The following is an 18,747-nucleotide window of genomic DNA, read 5'->3' on the forward strand; positions in this document are numbered from 1 at the left end:
GCCTGTTGCGCCACCCGGATGCGACGCTTGCTCCAGGCGGCCTAATCCATCTTGCACATACCGTCCAGCGGGATTATGTGCATGATGATAATAAGCATGCTCACGAAAAGTTGTCAGCCGCACCGATCCCCTGATATGTCCTCCTCGCCCAACATCGGCACCGTGCCGCAGGATGCCGCGCGCCTGCCTCGCGAGCTATCCGAGCACCCCCGGCGCTCGTCCGGAACCCGGCGGCGTCCGCCGCCAATCCTGATCACACCCATTCCGCTCGAGGCTTGGCTCAAGCCCGTCGACGGGGAGAAAGTCCATGGCTGAAACGACCTCACCCAAGAAACCGGTCAAGGATGGATCCGCTGCGGACCGGCCGAGCGACCAGGTCATCCGGCTGGACAGCGAACGCGAGCAGAGGCGAGCCAGCACCGTCATCGATAATGACGAGCTGGAAACTCCGGTGGCCCTGGAGCCGGCGGCACTCGAGGCTCCGCCGACGCAACCGCGGCAAGATCCGGTTGCCGTGGCGTCCGCGGCTCCCGTCAAGCCCAGGCGTAGCCTGACACGTCCGATCCTGTTTGCGCTGCTGCCGATCGCGCTGGTCGTCGGCGGCTATTACTACGTGGTCGGCGGCCAGGTGATGACCACCGACAATGCCTATATCCAGGCCCGGTCGCTCGGCGTCGCCACCGATGTCTCGGGCACCGTGTTCGAGATCGACGTGCGCGATAACCAGACGGTCAAGAAGGGCGATGTGCTGTTCCGGTTGAGGCCGGCCTCTTTCGAAACCGCCCTTGCCGCCGCACAGGCCCAACTGGGAACAGTCCGCAACCAGGTGCTGACCTTGCAGGCGAGCTACCAGCAGTCGCTGGCGCTGATCGCGCAGGCGCAGGCCGACATTCCCTATTACGAGGCAGCCTTCCAGCGTCAGCAGGATCTGCTCAAGACCTCGACGGCTTCCAAGGCGAGCTTCGACAGCGCCCAGCACGATCTGGTCGCCGCACGGCAGAAGGTTACGGTCGCCAGGTCGCAGGCAGAGGCGACGCTTGCCCAGCTTGGCGGCGACGCCAACCAGCCGATCGAGAAAAACCCCTTCTACCTGCAGGCCCAGTCGGCCCTGGACGACGCCCAGCGCAATCTCGCCGATTCCGTCGTCAAGGCGCCGTTCGACGGCATCGTCACCAATGTCGACGCGCTGCAGGTCGGCAAGTACCTGCCGGCTTCACAGCCCGCATTCAGCCTGGTTTCGGCCACCGATCTCTGGATCGCGGCCGAGCCGAAGGAAACCGAACTGACCTATGTTCGGCCCGGGCAGACGGCGACCATCAGCGTCGACACCTATCCGGGCGCTGTCTGGCACGGCACGGTGGCCTCGATCAGCCCCGCCTCGTCGTCGAGCTTCTCGCTGCTGCCGGCGCAGAACACCACAGGCAACTGGGTCAAGGTCGTGCAGCGCATTCCCATGCGCGTGACGGTCGATGATCTGCAGGGCAAGCCGCCGCTGCGCGGCGGCATGAGCGTGGTCGTCGGCATCGACACCGGCCATGCGCGCGGCCTGCCGGACTTCATAACCAATCTGTTCGGACGCAGATCATGACCGCCGCGGCCGCTGCAGGCGCCACGCCCGCGGTCGCCAACCGCGGCGCCATCACCGCATGCGTGATCCTGGCCGTCATCATGCAGGCCCTGGACACGACGATCGCCAATGTGGCGCTTCCCTATATCCAGGGCAGCGTTTCGGCGAGCGCCGACCAGATCAACTGGGTGCTCACTTCCTACATCGTCGCGGCGGCCGTCATGACGCCGCCATCGGGCTACCTTGCCAACCGCTTCGGCCGCAAGCGCATCCTGCTGACGTCGATCACCGGCTTCGTCGGCGCGTCGGTGCTTTGCGGCTTCGCCCAGTCGCTGCCGCAGATCGTCGGCTTCCGGCTGCTGCAGGGCCTGTTCGGCGCGGCGCTGGTGCCGCTGGCGCAGAGCATCCTGCTCGACATCTACAGCGTCGAGGAGCGCGGCTCGGCGATGGCGCTGTTTGGCGTTTCCGTCATGGTCGGTCCGGTGCTCGGACCCGTCATCGGCGGCTGGCTGACGGAGAATGTCAGCTGGCGCTGGGTGTTCTACATCAACGTACCGATCGGCGCGATGGCGTTCACGGGCGTGTGGATGTTCGTCCAGGAGACGAAGACGGACATGAAGGCGAGGCTGGACTGGCTGGGGTTCGGCACGCTCAGCGTCTCAATCGCCGCGTTGCAGATGTTCCTCGATCGCGGTGAACAGCTCAACTGGTTCTCATCGTCCGAGATCATCGTCGAGGCGCTGATCTGCGCGTCGGCCTTCTACATCTTCCTCGTCCATACCTTCACGGCCCGCAACAGCTTCGTCAATCCGAGGCTGTTCCTGGACAGGAACTTCGCGATCGGCATGGTCTTCATCTTCATCATCGGCATCACCTACCTGGCCTCCCTGGCCCTGATGACGCCCTATTTGCAGACGCTGATGGGATATCCGGTGGTGACGGCCGGCATCGTCATGGGACCGCGTGGCCTCGGCACCATGGCGTGCATGTTCCTGGTCGGCAAGCTCATCGGCAAGGTCGACACGCGGTGGCTGCTGCTGACCGGCCTGCTGGTCACCGCCTGGGCGATGTACGACATGACCGGCTGGACGCCCGACGTGTCGCAATGGACGATCGTCAGCACGGGCTTCATCCAGGGTGCGGGGCTGGGCTTCCTGTTCGTGCCGCTGACCACCATCACCTTCGCCACGCTGGCGCCGGAGAGGCGCGCGGAAGGAACCGGACTGTACAATCTGTCGCGCAACATCGGCTCCAGCGTCGGCATATCGGTCGTCACCGCGCTGTTGACGCAGAACGTGCAGATCAACCACGCCAACATCGCCACCTATGTGACACCGTACAACCCGGCGTTCGGCAACCCCGCGATCTTCGCGGCGATGAACCCATACAGCGCGGCGGGCCGCGCGGCGCTCGACGGCGTGGTCACGCTGCAGGCGACGATCATCAGCTATATAGACGACTTCAAGCTGATGATGATCCTGTCGCTCGCCGCCATTCCGCTGGTTCTGCTGCTGCGCAAGCCCGCGACCCCGGCCCAGATAGACCACAGCGCAGTCATGGAGTGACCAAGGGCGGCGCCTGTCGCGGGAGACCAGCCGGCGGCGGCCAAAAAGAAACCGGGGCCCTGTGAAGGACGACAGGACCCCGGGCTTCGCCGATACGACTTCGCAAGAACGTGGCGCCTCGTCACGAGGCGCGAAGGCGAACCAAGAAAGCCCCAAAGATCCGCCCCGTCCGTCGGAAGCCGTTACTTCGGCAACAGCACCTTGTTGACGACGTGGATGACGCCGTTCGACTGGTTGACGTCGGCGATCGTCACCCTGGCCTCGCCGCCGGACTCGTCCATGATGTAGAGCTTGCCCTTCTTGACCTCGGCGGTCAGCGTGTCGCCGGAGACGGTCTTCAGCTCGTATTTGCCGCCCATCGCCTTGGCCTTCTTCATCAGCTCGGCGCCCGAAAGCTTGCCGGCAACGACATGGGCGGTCAGGATCTTGACGAGCTGGTCCTTGTTCTCGGGCTTGAGCAGCGTATCGACGGTGCCCTTGGGCAGCGCGGCGAACGCCTTGTTTGTCGGCGCGAACACGGTGAACGGCCCGGCGCCCTGCAGCGTGTCGACCAGGCCGGCTGCCTTCACGGCGGCGACCAGCGTCGTGTGATCCTTAGAGTTGACGGCGTTCTCGACGATGTTCTTGCTGGCGTACATCGGCGCACCGCCGACATTGGGGTTCTTGGCGTAGGCTGGAGCGGCGATGGCCGCGCTGGCGACGAGGGCCGAAATGGCGATGGTCCTGAATGATGGCAAGCGCATGTGTTCTTCCTCCTGATGAGGGCTGATCGGGATTGATAGCCTTTGGAAAACGCACACGCAGTCACGCCGCGTAACGGCTCGCGGTTTCGCCGATCACGGGAACGTGAACATGTGGCGCCGCGCAACAGAAAAGCCCCGGACGTGCCGGGGCTTTTCATGACTTTCGTGTCTTCCTTGCCGGCTATTCCGCCGGCGAGGGTTTCTTTCGAAACAAGGCGACGAGATTGTCCCACAGCTCGATCTTGGCGCCTTGGCGCTTCATGATCACGCCCTGCTGCAGGATCGACAGCGTGTTGTTCCAGGCCCAGTAGATGACGAGGCCGGCCGGGAAGCCCGCCATCATGAAGGTGAAGATCACCGGCATCCAGGTGAAGATCGCGGCCTGGGTCGGATCCGGCGGCGTCGGGTTCATGCGCATCTGCAGGAACATGGTGACGCCCATGATCAGCGGCCACACGCCGATCATCAGCATATGCGGCAGCGTGATCGGGATCAGGCCGAACAGGTTGAAGATCGAGGTCGGATCGGGCGCGGCCAGATCCTGGATCCAGCCGAAGAACGGCGCGTGCCGCATCTCGATGGTGATGTAGAGCACCTTGTAGAGCGAGAAGAAGACCGGGATCTGCAGCGCCACCGGCCAGCAGCCGGCCAGCGGATTGATCTTCTCGGTCTTGTACAGCTCCATCATCGCCTTTTGCTGCGCCATCTTGTCGTCCGCGTATTTCTCGCGGATTTCCAGCATCTTGGGCTGCACCTTCTTCATGTTCGCCATCGACGCGTAGGATTTGTTGGCGAGCGGGAAGAAGATGGCCTTGACGATGACGGTGGTGGCCAGGATCGCCAGGCCGAAATTGCCGAAGAATTTGTAGAGCGTGTCAATCAGGAGGAACATCGGCTTGGTGATCCAGATGAACCACCCCCAATCGATCAGCCGATCGAACAAGCGGATATTCCGGTCCTGGGCATAGGCGTTGACCTTGTTGACTTCCTTCGCGCCGGCGAAGACTTCGGTCTCGACCGTCGCCGACTTGCCGGCGTCGACATTGATCGGGTCGGTGAGGAAGTCGGACTGGTAGCGATGGCGGCCGTCCTCGAAATAGGCGTAGCGCGGCTGGAACGGCTGCTTCTCGCTCGGCACCAGGGTCACTGCCCAATATTTGTCGGTGATGCCCAGCCAGCCATCGGTGGACTTGGTCGGCGTGTATTGCTTGTCCTTTTCGATGGCGGCGTACTTATGCTCCTGCAACCCCTCCGTGCCGGTGACCCCGATCAGGCCCTCGTGCAGCACATAGGTGCTGGCGACGAGCGGCTTGTCGAAACGGGTGACGCGGCCGTAGTTGGACAGCGATACGGGAGCCGTGCCCGAGTTCCGCACCTCGTCGGAAACGGTGAACATGTAGTTGTCGTCTACGGAGAAGGTGCGCTTGAAGGTCAGGCCCTTGTCGTTCGAATAGGTCAGCGTGACCGGCGTCGACGGCGTCAGCGTCGCGTTGCCATCGACGGCCCACACCGTCTCGGGCCCGGGTACGGCGCCGGTCTTGTCGTTGCCGACAAAGCCGATCTCGGCATAGTAGCCATTGGGCAGCGCCGCCGGATTGAGCAGGCTGATCTCGGGCGAGGTCTTGTCGACCGTCTCGGTGTAGTGCTTGAGCTTGAGGTCGTCGAGACGGGCGCCGGTCAGGTTGATCGACCCTTCGAGGCTCGGCGTGTCGATCCTGACGCGCGTGCTGGTCGCCAGGGCCTGTTCGCGGCCGGCCGGGGTGACAGCGTCGGTGCCCGGCGTGTTCGGAATGGCGCCTGGCGCCAGGGGCGTGGTGGTATCCCCGGGATTGGCGCCGGCCGCCTTCTTCTGCTCCTCGACGCGCTGCTGCTCGACGCGGGCCGCTTCACGCTGCGCCTCGCTGCGCGGCAAGACATAGAAATATTGCCATACCGCCAGGATCAGCACCGACAGCGCGATGGTGATGAAGAAGTTCCGGTTGTTTTCCATCGAAAGCCCTTGGCCTATCGTGTTCCGCGCAGTCGGCGGGAGAGCTCGGCCTTCAACTGGCCGAACGGAATGGCAAGCACGTCTTCGCGCCCGACGATGACATAGTCATTGCCAGGCGCCATGTCACTCGCCGCGTGCGTGCGGACGGCTTCCCGCAGCCGCCGCCGGACGCGATTTCTGACAACCGCGTTGCCGACCTTCTTGGTGACGGTGTAGCCGACGCGCGGCGACAGGCCGTCGCCGCGATCGAGAACCTCGACGAGAAAAAGCCGCCCGCGTCGCTTTTCACCACGACGGACGGCCAGGAATTCCGCGCGCTTCAGAAGCCGCTTGGGATCTGGTCCCACTGGCTTGCCGGATGCGGGCAACGATCTCGTCTTCCGTTCAGGCGCTGAGCCGCTTGCGGCCACGATTGCGGCGAGCTGCGACGACGCCGCGACCACCCTTGGTGGCCATGCGGGCACGGAAGCCGTGCCGGCGTTTGCGGACGAGTTTGGACGGTTGGTAGGTACGCTTCATTTCTTTTAATACCGCGGGGTGCGGCCCTTCTTGATTCTGTCACTTTGTAACAGGAGCTTTGCCGGACCGGTTTTGGCGCGATCGAAACCGCGCCGGGACGAATGGCCCGAGCGTGTGCGGGCTTATAGAAAGAAGGGTTTTGGAAGTCAATCCGGCGCCGGCGCCAGCGGATTGCGCTGGATCAGTATTGAGTTCGGGTTCGCACGAAGGTTGAAATTGGCAAAAATGCCGGAATCGCCTAGTCTGAGCGATCAAGTGATCGTGAAGACAGACAAATGAGCGAGATCGCGCAGGCGGAGCAGGCAATCGGCACGGCGACCATCGCCAGCCGAACCGTGCCGCTATCGCGCGGCCTGTCGACGAAGCTGCTGCTGCTGACCATCGTTTTCGTGCTCCTGGCGGAGGTGCTCATCTTCCTGCCCTGGATCGCCAGCTACCGGCTAAACTGGCTGAAGGAGCGGCTGAGCACGGCCGCGGCGGTGTCGATCGTGCTGGTGCAGGGCGAGTCCACTTCGCTGTCGCGCGAGGCCCAGAACGACGTGCTGATGGCGATCGGCGCCAAGGCCATCGCCGTGCGGGACGGCGGCGTGTCGCGGCTCCTGGTCGTGGCCGAGATGCCGCCGAAGGTCGACGAGCATATCGACATCGCCAGCATCGGCATGGTCAAGGGCATGACCGGCGCGCTGGACACGCTGTTTTTCGGCGGCGACCGGATGCTGCGCGTCTTCGGGCCGGTTGGCGACAGCGACAAGGAATTCGAGCTGATCATGCCGGACTACAGCCTGCGTCATGCAATGCTGCGGTATTCGCGCAACGTCGCCTTCGTCTCGCTGCTGATCTCACTGTTCACCGCGATGCTGGTTTATGCCGCGATCGACCTGATCATGATCGGGCCGATCCGGACGATGACGCGCTCGATGCTGTCCTTCTCCGAGGCGCCCGACGATCCCGGACGCATCATCCACCCCGCCGCGCGCGCCGACGAGATCGGCGTTGCCGAGCGCGAGCTGTCGCAGATGCAAGAGCGGCTGCAGAAGATGCTGTCGGAGCAGAAGCACCTTGCCAATCTCGGCCTGGCGGTCTCCAAGATCAACCATGACATGCGCAACATCCTGGCGTCGGCGCAGCTGATGTCGGACCGCCTGCGCCACGTCAAGGATCCGACCGTCCAGGCCTTCGCGCCGAAACTGCTGCGCGCGCTCGACCGCGCGGTTTCCTATTCGGAAGGCGTGCTGGCCTATGGACGCACCCAGGAGCCGCCGCCGGCGCGCCGGAGGCTGCGGCTGCACCAGCTGGTTGAAGACGTCCATGGCCTGCTCGACACCGAAGGCGGCATCGAATTCGTCAACGCCGTCGACGCGGCCTTCGAGGTCGACGCCGATTCCGACCAGTTGTTCCGGGTGCTGACCAACCTTTGCCGCAACGCGGTGCAGGCAATGGCGGCGGATACGGAAAGCGCCATCGTGCGCCGGCTCGCCGTGTCGGCCGTGCGGCTGGGCAGCGTCAGCCGCATCGCCGTCACCGACACCGGCCCCGGCCTGCCGCCCAAGGCGCGGGAGAACCTGTTCGCGGCCTTCCGCGGCTCGGCCCGCAGCGGCGGCACCGGCCTTGGCCTGGCGATCGCGCATGAACTGATCCGGGCGCATGGCGGCACGGTGGAACTGGTCGAGTCGATTGGCGGGCGCACCACCTTCGCGGTGACCATTCCCGACCAGCCGGTCCGGCTCGACCAGGCACGCGGCAGCCTGCGCCGCCCGGCATGACGGTTCGGGCGCCGGTTGGCCTCCGGCCCCGCCCTCCATCGCCGCGCAAGGACAATCGATCGGCCGGGATTGCGCGTTGCCTGGCCAGATGACAGCCAGGCGACAAAACTTTTGCCGGATCTGCTTGCTTTTCGCAAATTCAGTCGCTAGGGAACACGTCTCGTCGCGGCCGGTCGTCACGATCGGCTCGCGGGGTCATGGAAAGCATGGCCTGTTGCGCGCCCGTAGCTCAGCTGGATAGAGCACCAGACTACGAATCTGGGGGTCAGGAGTTCGAATCTCTTCGGGCGCGCCATTTTTCAACCGCTGACGGCAAAGCCAGCCGCTCACAGAGTGCCATTGACGACAGGGTGGAACACCATTGTCCGGCGCCCCAGACCAGTCCCGCCTATTTAGACCAGTCCCGCCTATTTCCCGCGTCGCCTGGTCGACGAGGCGAGATACCCCAGCGCGAGCGTCATAAGGGCGACGGCGATGCCGGCGCTGATCACGCCTGCCGGGGTTATCCTGGCGCTGCCTTGCAAGGTGACATGCTTGCCCAGCCGAAGGTCGAAAACCGACTTGATCTCCTCGGGATGGGAGAGGACCGCGGGGGAAGGGTCTTCCTCGACAACCGACATTTGGACCTCCGGTTCGGCTGTGCCGCTCGTACGACAGCCGGTGACCGGCATGCCGACATCCGCGCCACGGCCGAACGTGCGTTCAGGGGTGAGCTTCAAGGGTGCGCGGACACTATCATGGGCGGTGGCCGGTTTCATCCGGTCCATCGCGGCATTATCCGACGACTGGCGACCAGCTCGCGTTTTTGTCGGTTGCGCGGATTCCCGCGCGGCGGCAATGATTTACCACAGCCAAGGGGTATCCAGACAGTATGCGTGATTTCCAGTTTCCCGGCCGCTCGCCGGTTCGTGCCATGGAAGCGGTCGCGGCCACGTCGCACCCGCTTTCGACTCTTGCCGCCATCGAGATGCTGCGCGCCGGCGGCAACGCCATGGACGCCGCCGTCTGCGCCGCCGCCGTGCAGGCCGTGGTCGAACCGCAGTCGACCGGCATCGGCGGCGACTGCTTCGTGCTGTACTGCCCGGCGGGGAAGGCCGAGGTGCTGGCCTTCAACGGTTCGGGCCGCGCCCCTGCCAAGGCGACGGTCGACTGGTATCTGGAAAGGGGCTTCGACAGCATCCCTCTGCGGGGACCGCACGCGGTCACCGTGCCGGGCGCCGTCGACGCATGGTGCCGCCTGCTGGAGGACCATGGCCGCAAGGGCCTTGCCGAGGCGCTGGCGCCGGCTATCCACTACGCCGAGAACGGCTATGTCGTGCATGACCGCGTCGCCTTCGACTGGGCCGGACCGGAAGCCGACCTGTCGGGAGACGAGCACGCCGCCCGCATCTTCCTGCCGGGCGGCAAGGCGCCGAAGGCCGGCGATGTGCACCGGCAGCCGGACCTCGCGGCGACATTGCGGATCATCGCCAGGCACGGCCGCGCCGGATTCTACGAAGGCGCGGTCGCCGACGATCTCGTGCGCCGCCTCAATGATCTCGGCGGACTTCACTCGCACGAGGATTTCGCCGCGACCAAAGGCGACTATGTGGCGCCGGTCAGCACGTCCTATGGCGGCTACGACATCCACCAGATGCCACCCAACAATCAGGGGCTGACGGCGCTGTTGATGCTGAACATACTGTCGGGCTTCAAGCTTGGCGGGCTCGACCCCAATGGCGCCGAGCGCCTGCACCTGGAAATTGAGGCCGGGCGGCTGGCCTATCGCGACCGCGACCGCTTCATCGCCGACCAGGACCAGGTCGATGTGCCGGTAAGGGAACTTCTGTCGGCCACCCATGCCGACCGGCTGCGCGCCGCCATCGACCGCGACCGCGCCATGACCCATCTGCCGCGCGTTGACCTGCCCGGCAGCGACACGGTCTACATCTCCATCGTCGACCGCGACCGCAACGCCGTCTCCTTCATCAACTCGACCTATCATTCGTTCGGCAGCGGCGTCGTCGGCCCGAAGACCGGCATCGTGCTGCAGAACCGGGGCGCAAGCTTCCGCCTCGAGCCCGCACATCCGAACGCGATCGCGCCGGGCAAGCGGCCGATGCACACGATCATGCCCGGCATGGCGACCAGGAACGGCCGCGCCGTCATGCCTTTCGGCGTCATGGGCGGCGGCTACCAGCCATTCGGGCATGTCCACCTTTTGACCAATATGATCGACTTCGGCATGGACCCGCAGCAGGCGCTCGATGCGCCCAGGGTGTTCTACAACAATGATATCGTGGAGGCGGAGCGCGCGGTGCCCGCCGAGACGATCGAAGGGCTGCGCCGGCGTGGCCATCGCATCGCCGAGCCGGATCATCCGCTGGGCGGCGGGCAGGCGGTGCTGATCGACTGGGAGAAAGGCACGCTGACCGGCGCCTCCGACCCGCGCAAGGACGGCCTGGCGCTTGGCTACTGAGGGCGTTCCGGCAGGATGTCTTGGCGGCAGGTTGGCCGAAGCCCTGGTCACCGACCGAGGGCTACGCGCTGTCGGTCATTTTCCGACAATATCCTCGAAGCTGAGGCCGAAGCGCATGAGATATTTGCGTAGCCGGTCGGCATCGTTGCCACTGGTCTTGCGCAACCGCGAGATCGCGAAGAGCCTCCGCCCGGCCGCGCTGATCGAACTGCTGTCGCGGCAAACCTCCAGCACGGTGGCAAGCTGCGCCCGGTCGAACATGTCGATCCGGCTTTGCCGCTCAGCACCGAGAACCTCCGAGAGGACGGCTTCCCGGTCGTCAGGGTCTCCGGCACGCCAGAGCACCGTCAGTCGCTTCATCTCTTCGCGCACGGTTTCCTCGTTGATGCGGCCGAGCGGCGCCAGCGTCGCCATGCGCGTGACGGAGGCCGAGAGGTCGCGGAAGTTGGCCCGCCACATCGCCTCCGGCGCGATCGCAAACTTCAGGTAGAGGTCACGCGCCTCCTTGTTGAAGGTGACGTTCTGCCCCTCGCGCTCCCCGAAGCGGCGCAGTTCGAAGTCGAGGTTCGGCTCGATGTCTTCCTTGCGGTCGCGCAGCGCCGGCAGCTGGAACGTCCACAGGTTCAGCCGTGCGAACAGATCCTCGCGGAACTTGCCCTCTTTCACACCGATGGACAGATCGCGATTGGTGCCGGCGAGAAGCTGGAAGTCCGACATCACGTCCTGGTCGGCGCCAACCGGCAGGAAACGCTTTTCCTCGATGGCCCTGAGGCACATGGCCTGTTCGTCGAGGCCGAGTTCGCCGATCTCGTCGAGAAACAGCACACCCTTGTCGGCCGATTTCATCAGCCCGGCGCGCCCGCTCTGGGCGCCGGTGAAGGCGCCCTTGACGTGGCCGAACAGCGTCGACATGGCCTGGTCGCCGCGCAGCGTCGCGCAGTTGACCTCGATGAAGGCGCCCGAGACCTGCCGCTGCGCTTTCTTCAGCTCATAGATGCGCCGGGCCAGTTGCGACTTGCCGGCGCCCGTCGGGCCGGTCAGCAGCACCGGCGCGCGCGAGCGGATCGTCACCTTCTCGATCTGGTCGATCATCTGGTTGAAGGCGGGATTGCGTGTGGCGATGCCCGATTTCAGGAACGAGGTCGCCTCGTCGCGCTCGGCTGCGAACCGCGTGGCGATCGCATCGTAGCGGGACAGGTCGAGGTCGATGATCGAATGGCTGCCGGTGGGATGATCGCTGCCTTCCTTGCGCGGCGAGAGCTGAAGCAGACGCGCCGGAATGAAGTGGGCCTCGGTGAGCAGGAACCAGCATATTTGCGCGACATGGGTGCCGGTGGTGATGTTGACGAGATAATCTTCCTTCTCGGGATCGAATTGATAGGCGCGGGCGAAATCGCGCAGGCCGGTGTAGACCTCGCTGAAATCCCAGGGGTCCTTCATGCCGATGATGTGCGACCTGACCTCGGTGGCCGGCGAGACCTGCTCTATGTCGGCAATGACCTGTCCGGCCAATCGCCGCGAACGCTCATCGTGGATGAGCTCCAGCCGATCGATGAACAATCCGGGCTGCTGGCACAGCGCCACCGTCGGCCGCCACTTTTTCCAGCGATCGTCCCGGCCGCTCGCGTCGAGGACCGTCCCAAGAATGCCTATTGCGACACGTCTTCGCATTTTATCCTAGCGTATAACTAGTGAGATGCTTGGATCATTCTATAGGCAGTTCCCGGACGAGCGCCAGAGGCAGTCGGCTTTCGTCGAATTTTTCTTTCCCTTTGAAATCAGGTGCTTGCCCAAAAGATGATTGTTCTGCGCGTCTCGGCTCTTCGAACTGGCACGCCGCTTGTAATGATGTTGGCGTGAAATGAAGGATGAGATTAATGGCGAACAAATCCGTGTTTGCGACGATTGCAGGAAAGCTGCTCCCGCCGGCTGACGCTCGGAACCATGAAGGCGCCCAGGCTTACCGCCTGTCGCCGCACCAGGCTCTGGCGCAGCTGGCGGCGACGGGAACGTTCAACGCGACCTTCTATGCCGAGCCGCGCGAGCAGCTGGACGAGGTGTTGAAGCTCGCATGGCAGGTCGAGCCGGGTTTTCTGGCCCGCACCGCCGTCCACGCCTTCGAACAGGGCTATATGAAGGACATGCCGGCGCTTCTGCTGGCCGTTCTATCCTGCATGCAGGGCGACGAGTTCAACCGTGCTTTCGGGCGCATCGTCAGGAACGGCAAGATGCTGCGCAACTTCGTGCAGGTCATGCGTTCGGGAGCCACCGGGCGCAAGTCGCTCGGCACGCGGCCGAAGCGCCTTGTCCAGGCGTGGCTCGAGCAGGCGGCCGACTTCGAGATCATGCGGGCGGCTGTCGGCAATGATCCGTCGCTCGCCGATGTCATCAGGATGGTTCACCCGAAGCCCAAGTCGGCATCGCGTGAGGCGCTTTATGGCTACCTGATCGGCAAGCCTCATGATGTCGCGGCGCTGCCGGACGTGGTGAAGGCATTCGAAGCGTTCAAGCGCGATCCGTCGCTGCCTGTGCCTGAAGTGCCGTTCCAGATGCTGACCTCGATGCCGCTTTCGCGCGACCATTGGGTGCAGATCGCGGCGACGGCCGGATGGCAGATGCTGCGCCAGAACCTGAACACTTTTGCCCGAAACGGCGTGTTTGAAGTGGAGGGGTTCGCGCAGACGCTGGCGGCAAGACTGCGCAATGCGGAGGAAATCCGGCGCGCCCGGGTGTTCCCGTACCAGCTCATGGTGGCGTTCACCATGGCCGGTGCGGAGGTGCCTGGCGTGGTCAGGGACGCACTGCAGGATGCGATGGAAATCGCGCTCGGCAACGTGCCCCGGATCAAGGGCAATGTGGTCGTGTGTCCGGACGTTTCGGGCTCCATGGCCTCGCCGGTGACCGGTTACCGCAAGGGCGCCACGTCGGCAGTGCGTTGCATCGATGTGGCTGCCCTGGTGGCCGCCGCGATGCTGCGGCGCAACCCGACGGCCAGGGTGCTGCCGTTCGAGAACGATGTGGTGGATATCCGCCTCAACGCACGCGACACGGTGATGACCAACGCTGCCAAGCTCGCCGCCATCGGTGGCGGCGGAACCAACTGTTCGGCTCCGCTGGCTCGGCTGGTGCGTGAGAAGGCAAAGGTCGACTTGGTGGTGTTCGTGTCGGACAACCAGTCCTGGGTTGATGCCCCGGCGCATGCGCATCAGGGCACGGCGACGATGCAGGAATGGAGCAAGCTGAAGAGGTTGAACCCCAAGGCCAGGCTGGTCTGCATCGACATCCAGCCCTACGCCACGACGCAGGCGAAGGGCCAGGCCGACATCCTGAATGTCGGTGGTTTCTCCGACCGCGTCTTCGACGTGATCGGGTCGATGTTGTCCTCGAGCGGCGACCCGGACCATTGGGTGCGAACGATCGAGGCGGTGGAGCTCTAGAAAATGGTCCCGGCGGCGCATCCGCCGGGACCGATTGAAACACGTATCGGGGCATGACGAATGCCGATGGAACTACAGGCTGTTCACCTCCAGGTCGCGGGTTCGAATCCCGTCGGGCCCGCCACTATGGACCCGTAGCTCAGCGGATAGAGCGGGACGTTTCGTCAAACCTTGTCGTCATGCCCGACGGTTTTGCGCGGCTTCGGTCGTAACTGAGGAAGAAAGGAACTGAACACAAGGCGTGACGAATGCCTGTGGAACTACATCCAACTTTCGGGTCGCGGGTTCGATTCCTGCCGGAGCTGCCAATCAGCTCCGTAGCTCAGTCGGTAGAGCAGAAAGGCAGTTTCACAACAGACTTGTCGTCACACCTTGCAAGAAACAGCCGCGGCGAATGCCGGATGGAACTACAGCACAAATGGGATGCTCCGTGAGGTTCGAATCCTCATTGCAAGCGCTCTCTGGCATGGGCGGGACTCCCGGGTTTCATCATCTTTTGTCGCCGCGGCGAACGCAATGAATGGCGAATGCAGGCAGGACTACAGGTAGCGCGCCCGTCAAAACACGGGAGGTCGGGTGTTCAAATCACCCTCCCGCTCTGCGGAGCGGGGTGGCGCAGTCAATCACCGTCTTGCCATCCTTGTCGCCAGCCGATTGAACAGGGCGAATGCCTGCGGGAATACATTGGTATCTGGCGGTTCGAATCCGCCCGTCGGTCGATTGACCGATCGGCTTCTCGCATCGACTTGTCGCCCGCCGGAGGAAGAAAACGAATGGCGAATGCAGGCAGGACTACAGGGATAGAGCGGCCGCAACGAAAGTCGCGGAAGGTCGGATGTTCAAACCATCCCTTCCGTCCCAGGATGGAAAGTAGCTCAGTTATTGTCCTGCCGACCCTTGTCGCCAGACCGAATGAACAGGACGAATGCCTGCGAGACTACAGGTAGACGCAGCCCGCTCCAGGCAATCCCAGGAAGCGGGTGCTGAAAGGCGTGAGGGTTCGTGTCCCTCCTTCGCATTGCGCGAAGTGGCGGAAAAGAGGTCTCGCATTCCCCTTGTCGTCCGTTCGCAATACGCAGGGCTGATGTAGCGAAAGTGAAAGACATGACCGAGATTTGGAGTGGACAGGATTTGATCGACGCCGGCATGCCGCAGGGCAAGTGGTTCGGCAAGGCGCTCGTCGCCGCCAATGCAGTGCTGGAAAGCGGTGGATCGCAGGGCGATGCGCTGGAGGCCGCGCGTGCCTTCGCGCCGCCGCCGGCCATGACGCTGCATGCCGCCTCCTCGATGCCGCTGCATCTCAACATCGATGCCGAAACGCCAGACGAGGCCGCCAATGTGGAGGCGGTCACGCGCAGCATGGCCGAGCTGATGCGCACGCCCGTGATCCGCGCCGGTGCCATCATGCCGGACGCCTGCCCCGCCGGTCCGTCGGGCACCATTCCAGTCGGCGGCGTCGCGGTGTCGGAAGCGATCCATCCCGGCATGCATTCGGCCGACATCTGCTGCTCGATGGCGATCTCTGTCTTCCCTGACGTAGCGCCTGCCGCGCTGCTCGATGCCGTGCATGGGGTCACCCATTTCGGCCCAGGCGGGCGTCCGCGTGGCCAGCAGATCCGTCCGGCCAGAGAGATCTTCGAGCGTTTCGAGGCCAACCCCTTGCTGCGCGACCTGACCAGTGCCGCAATCGAGCATTTCGGTACGCAGGGCGACGGCAACCATTTCGCCTATGTCGGCACGTTGAAGTCGAGCGGCGAGACGGCGCTGGTCACCCACCACGGCTCGCGCTCGCCGGGCGCGCGGCTCTACGCCAAGGGCATGAAGATCGCCGAAGGTGTGCGCCGGACGCTGTCGCCGGAGACGTTGCCGCAGAACGCCTGGATCCCCGCCGACACGCGGGAAGGCGACGACTATTGGGAGGCCCTGCAGGTGATCCGCGAATGGACCAAGGGCAACCATATGCTCATCCATGATCTCGCGGCCGAAAAGCTGTCGGCGAAGGTATCGGACCGGTTCTGGAACGAACACAATTTCGTCTTCCGCCGCTCGGACGGGCTGTTCTACCACGGCAAGGGGGCCACGCCGGCCTTCGACAACTGGGCCGACGACGCAACCGATCTGACGCTGATCCCGCTCAACATGGCGGAACCGGTGCTGATCGTGCGCGGCAAAAACGCTGCAAACGGACTTGGGTTCTCTCCGCATGGGGCCGGGCGCAATTTCTCGCGCACCCGGCACAAGCGCATGCAGGCGGGGCGCAGCGACGCCGATATCTTCGCGCAGGAGACGAAGGGCATCGATGCCCGATTCTTCTCAGGCGTGACGGATGTTTCGGAGCTGCCGAGCGCCTACAAGAACGCGGCCTCGATGCGCCGCCAGATCGAGCATTTCGGCCTGGCGGAAATCGTCGACGAGGTGCTGCCTTATGGCTGCATCATGGCCGGCGACTGGGAAGCCAATGCACCCTGGCGCAAGAAGCGGGAAGCGCGCCAGCAGCAGGGGCGCTAGCCCGGCACCGGATGCGCGCTGAAAGGCCCGCATCCGGCGAGTCCTCCCGGGCGCTTGGTGGACGCGCTCCCACAAGTCGCCAACGTGGGCATGGAAGGGACGTCAGAACGATTTCGCCAAGCGTCGCTCAAGCTCTCAACCTTGTGCCCTCCGGGTCGAAGAACGGGATTGGCGCCACGACCGCGCGGGTCGGGACGCCGTCGATGTCGATGCTGAGCTCGGTGCCGACAGCCGTGAATGGCAGCCGCAGATGCGCGGTCGCCAGGACCTTGCCCAGCGAATAGCCATGGTCGCTGTAGGTGACGGTGCCGGCATGCTCGCCGTCGGCGGTTACCTCTGCATTCGTCGCGGCCGGCTTGTCGCCGTCCAGGATCAGCCCGGTCCAGCGTTCGCCGATCCCCTTGTCGCGGATCTTGAGCAGGGCTTCGCGGCCGACGAAGTTTCCCTTGTCGAACTTGATCCAGCGGTCGAGGCCGACATGGAACGGGGTGCGGGTCTCGTCCATGTCGATGCCATGCGCCGGATAGGCTTTTTCCAGGCCGAGCGTGAACATGGCCAGCACGCCATAGGGTTTGAGGCCGAAGTCGGCCCCTGTCCGCATCAGCGCCTCCCAGACCGAAACCGCCTCGTCGGCCGGCACGAACAGTTCGAAGCCGAGTTCGCCGGTGACGCCGGTGCGCGAGATCAGGACCCGGGTGCCGTCGATATGGCCCGAGGTGAACGCCCAGCGCTTCAAGCCGTCGAGATCGGCATCCCTGATCATTGCCTTCAACAGGTCGCGCGAGCGCGGACCCTGGATGGTCGGGAAGGCGATGGCGGCCGTGATGTCGGTGACATAGGCCTTGCGCCCTTGCGCATGATGCTGAAGCCAGGGCAGCATCTTCAGGCGGTTGACCGAGCCGGTGACCAGCATGAAATGCTCAGGGGCCAGCCGAAACACGGTGAGGTCGTCCATGATGCCGCCGTCCTCGCGACAGACGGTGGAGTAACGGATCTGGCCCGGTTTCATCGCCGCCGCATCATTGACGATGACATGGTTGACCAGCGCCTCGGCATCGGGACCCTTGATGTCCATCTTGCCCATGGTGCTGAGGTCCTGGACGCCGACATTCTCGCGCGTGTTCAGGTGCTCCTCTTCGATGCCGGAATAATATCTGGCCGAGATGAAATCGCCGCCGACCCGGCCCATGGTCGCGCCCAGTCCGACAATGCTGCTGTAGAAGGGCGAACGCCGCTCAGCCAAGGAAGTCTCCATGAGTCGTGAAATCGGCGGCACCGAACGGCGCCGCCGCGATCGGTCGTTTCAGGTTCAGTTGCCGTAGACGTCGAACGAAAAGTACTTGTCGTTGATTTCCTTGTACTTTCCGTTGGCGCGCAGCGCGTCTATGGCCGCGTTGAACTTGTCGGCCAGTTCCTTGTTGCCCTTCTGCAGGGCAATGCCGACGCCGGGGCCATGGATGGCGGGATCGGCGGTCAGCGTGCCAAGCAGCTTGCAGCAGGCGCCGTCGGGCTTCTTCAGCCATTCGGTGAGGATGATCGATCCATCCATCATCGCATCGAGCCGGCCATTGGCCATGTCGGCGCGGGCGTCGTCGCCGGTCGGATAGGCCTTGACGGTCGAGCCCGCATATTTCTGCTCGGCGAATTTCTGGTGGATGGTCGCGGTCTGCACGCCGAGAGCCTTGCCCTTGAGATCATCCGGCGAGGTGCCGGCGATGGGCGAATCCTTCGGCACGGCGATGGCCGGCGGCGTCTGGTAATATTTGTGGGTGAACTCGACCTTCTCGGCCCGCTCCGGCGTGATGGTGATGTTGATGATGGCGTCGAATTTGCCGGCCTGCAGCGCCGGGATCGAGCCGTCAAAATCCTGTACGATGAACTCGCAGTCGGCTTTCATCTCGGCGCACAGCGCCTTGCCGAGATCGATGTCGAAGCCGCCCAGCGTGCCATCCGAATTGGCGTAGTTGAAGGGCGGATAAGCGCCCTCGGTGCCGATCCTGAGCTTGGTGTCCTGGGCAGAAGCGGCACCGGTGGCAAGAGTGAGGGCGACGGAAGCGGCAAGCACGAAACGACCGAAAAGACGCATGATCCTGATCTCCGTTGACGACGGAAGTCTACGGGCTTTCGCCCTGCCGGCGGAGACGGAAACGACATGGGATGCGGCGATCACGGCGCGACCGACGATCGGCGCGGCAGC

General features: G+C 64.1%; 14 protein-coding genes and 1 tRNA gene. 7 read left to right on the forward strand and 8 right to left on the reverse strand.

The annotated features are described in order from the left end of the window. The first annotated feature begins 307 nt into the window (after positions 1–307). The gene (locus tag WC739_RS03435; RefSeq protein ID WP_372951616.1) at positions 308–1,588 is read left to right on the forward strand and encodes an HlyD family secretion protein; all 1,281 of its coding nucleotides are present in this window, start codon (positions 308–310) and stop codon (positions 1,586–1,588) included. Further along, entirely contained in the window at positions 1,585–3,132 is a 1,548-nt protein-coding gene (locus WC739_RS03440; RefSeq protein WP_372951617.1) for a DHA2 family efflux MFS transporter permease subunit, read from the forward strand. The genes WC739_RS03435 and WC739_RS03440 overlap by 4 nt, the downstream gene beginning before the upstream one ends. 182 nt (positions 3,133–3,314) lie before the next feature. Here the strand turns inward: WC739_RS03440 and WC739_RS03445 are convergent, their stop codons facing one another. The 4 genes from WC739_RS03445 to rpmH form a co-directional block, all read right to left on the reverse strand. After that, on the reverse strand, positions 3,315–3,875 hold the full coding sequence (locus tag WC739_RS03445; protein WP_372951618.1) for a fasciclin domain-containing protein: 561 nt from the start codon (positions 3,873–3,875) through the stop codon (positions 3,315–3,317). Between the two features lie 181 nt (positions 3,876–4,056). Then, positions 4,057–5,865 carry a membrane protein insertase YidC gene (gene yidC / locus WC739_RS03450; protein ID WP_372951619.1) on the reverse strand — a complete coding sequence of 603 codons (1,809 nt, stop codon included), beginning with the start codon at positions 5,863–5,865 and terminating at the stop codon, positions 4,057–4,059. A gap of 14 nt (positions 5,866–5,879) precedes the next feature. Then, positions 5,880–6,233, reverse strand: a complete 354-nt coding sequence (gene rnpA / locus WC739_RS03455) for a ribonuclease P protein component (RefSeq protein WP_372951620.1) — start codon at positions 6,231–6,233, stop codon at positions 5,880–5,882. Positions 6,234–6,249: 16 nt separating this feature from the next. Continuing rightward, on the reverse strand, positions 6,250–6,384 hold the full coding sequence (gene rpmH, locus WC739_RS03460; protein WP_008833937.1) for a 50S ribosomal protein L34: 135 nt from the start codon (positions 6,382–6,384) through the stop codon (positions 6,250–6,252). A 275-nt stretch (positions 6,385–6,659) separates the two neighbouring features. On the opposite strand from rpmH, the gene WC739_RS03465 reads away from it, so the two are divergent. Beyond that, the gene (locus WC739_RS03465; RefSeq protein ID WP_372951621.1) at positions 6,660–8,147 is read left to right on the forward strand and encodes an ATP-binding protein; all 1,488 of its coding nucleotides are present in this window, start codon (positions 6,660–6,662) and stop codon (positions 8,145–8,147) included. A gap of 218 nt (positions 8,148–8,365) precedes the next feature. Beyond that, positions 8,366–8,442: transfer RNA gene (locus WC739_RS03470), tRNA-Arg, on the forward strand. Between the two features lie 112 nt (positions 8,443–8,554). On the opposite strand, the gene WC739_RS03475 is transcribed toward WC739_RS03470, so the two are convergent. Beyond that, a complete protein-coding gene (locus tag WC739_RS03475; protein ID WP_372951622.1) occupies positions 8,555–8,914 on the reverse strand; it encodes a hypothetical protein in 360 nt (119 codons plus the stop codon). A 104-nt stretch (positions 8,915–9,018) separates the two neighbouring features. Between WC739_RS03475 and ggt the strand changes: the two genes are divergently transcribed. Continuing rightward, positions 9,019–10,605, forward strand: a complete 1,587-nt coding sequence (gene ggt, locus WC739_RS03480) for a gamma-glutamyltransferase (RefSeq protein WP_372951623.1) — start codon at positions 9,019–9,021, stop codon at positions 10,603–10,605. Between the two features lie 75 nt (positions 10,606–10,680). Here the strand turns inward: ggt and rtcR are convergent, their stop codons facing one another. Next, complete coding sequence (rtcR, locus tag WC739_RS03485) at positions 10,681–12,276, reverse strand: RNA repair transcriptional activator RtcR (RefSeq protein WP_372951624.1); 1,596 nt, start codon at positions 12,274–12,276, stop codon at positions 10,681–10,683. A 206-nt stretch (positions 12,277–12,482) separates the two neighbouring features. Here rtcR and WC739_RS03490 point away from each other — a divergent pair, with 206 nt between their 5' ends. Continuing rightward, positions 12,483–14,042 (forward strand): RNA-binding protein, encoded by a 1,560-nt coding sequence (locus WC739_RS03490; protein WP_372951625.1) that lies wholly within the window; start codon positions 12,483–12,485, stop codon positions 14,040–14,042. Between the two features lie 1,104 nt (positions 14,043–15,146). Beyond that, positions 15,147–16,550 carry an RtcB family protein gene (locus WC739_RS03495; protein ID WP_372951626.1) on the forward strand — a complete coding sequence of 468 codons (1,404 nt, stop codon included), beginning with the start codon at positions 15,147–15,149 and terminating at the stop codon, positions 16,548–16,550. A 127-nt stretch (positions 16,551–16,677) separates the two neighbouring features. Here WC739_RS03495 and WC739_RS03500 read toward each other — a convergent pair whose 3' ends face one another. Continuing rightward, on the reverse strand, positions 16,678–17,793 hold the full coding sequence (locus WC739_RS03500) for an aminomethyltransferase family protein (protein WP_372951627.1): 1,116 nt from the start codon (positions 17,791–17,793) through the stop codon (positions 16,678–16,680). A gap of 66 nt (positions 17,794–17,859) precedes the next feature. After that, on the reverse strand, positions 17,860–18,636 hold the full coding sequence (locus WC739_RS03505) for an ABC transporter substrate-binding protein (protein ID WP_372951628.1): 777 nt from the start codon (positions 18,634–18,636) through the stop codon (positions 17,860–17,862). Positions 18,637–18,747 lie beyond the last annotated feature (111 nt).

Origin of the sequence: Mesorhizobium sp., assembly GCF_041661565.1 — a bacterium.
Classification (GTDB): domain Bacteria; phylum Pseudomonadota; class Alphaproteobacteria; order Rhizobiales; family Rhizobiaceae; genus Mesorhizobium.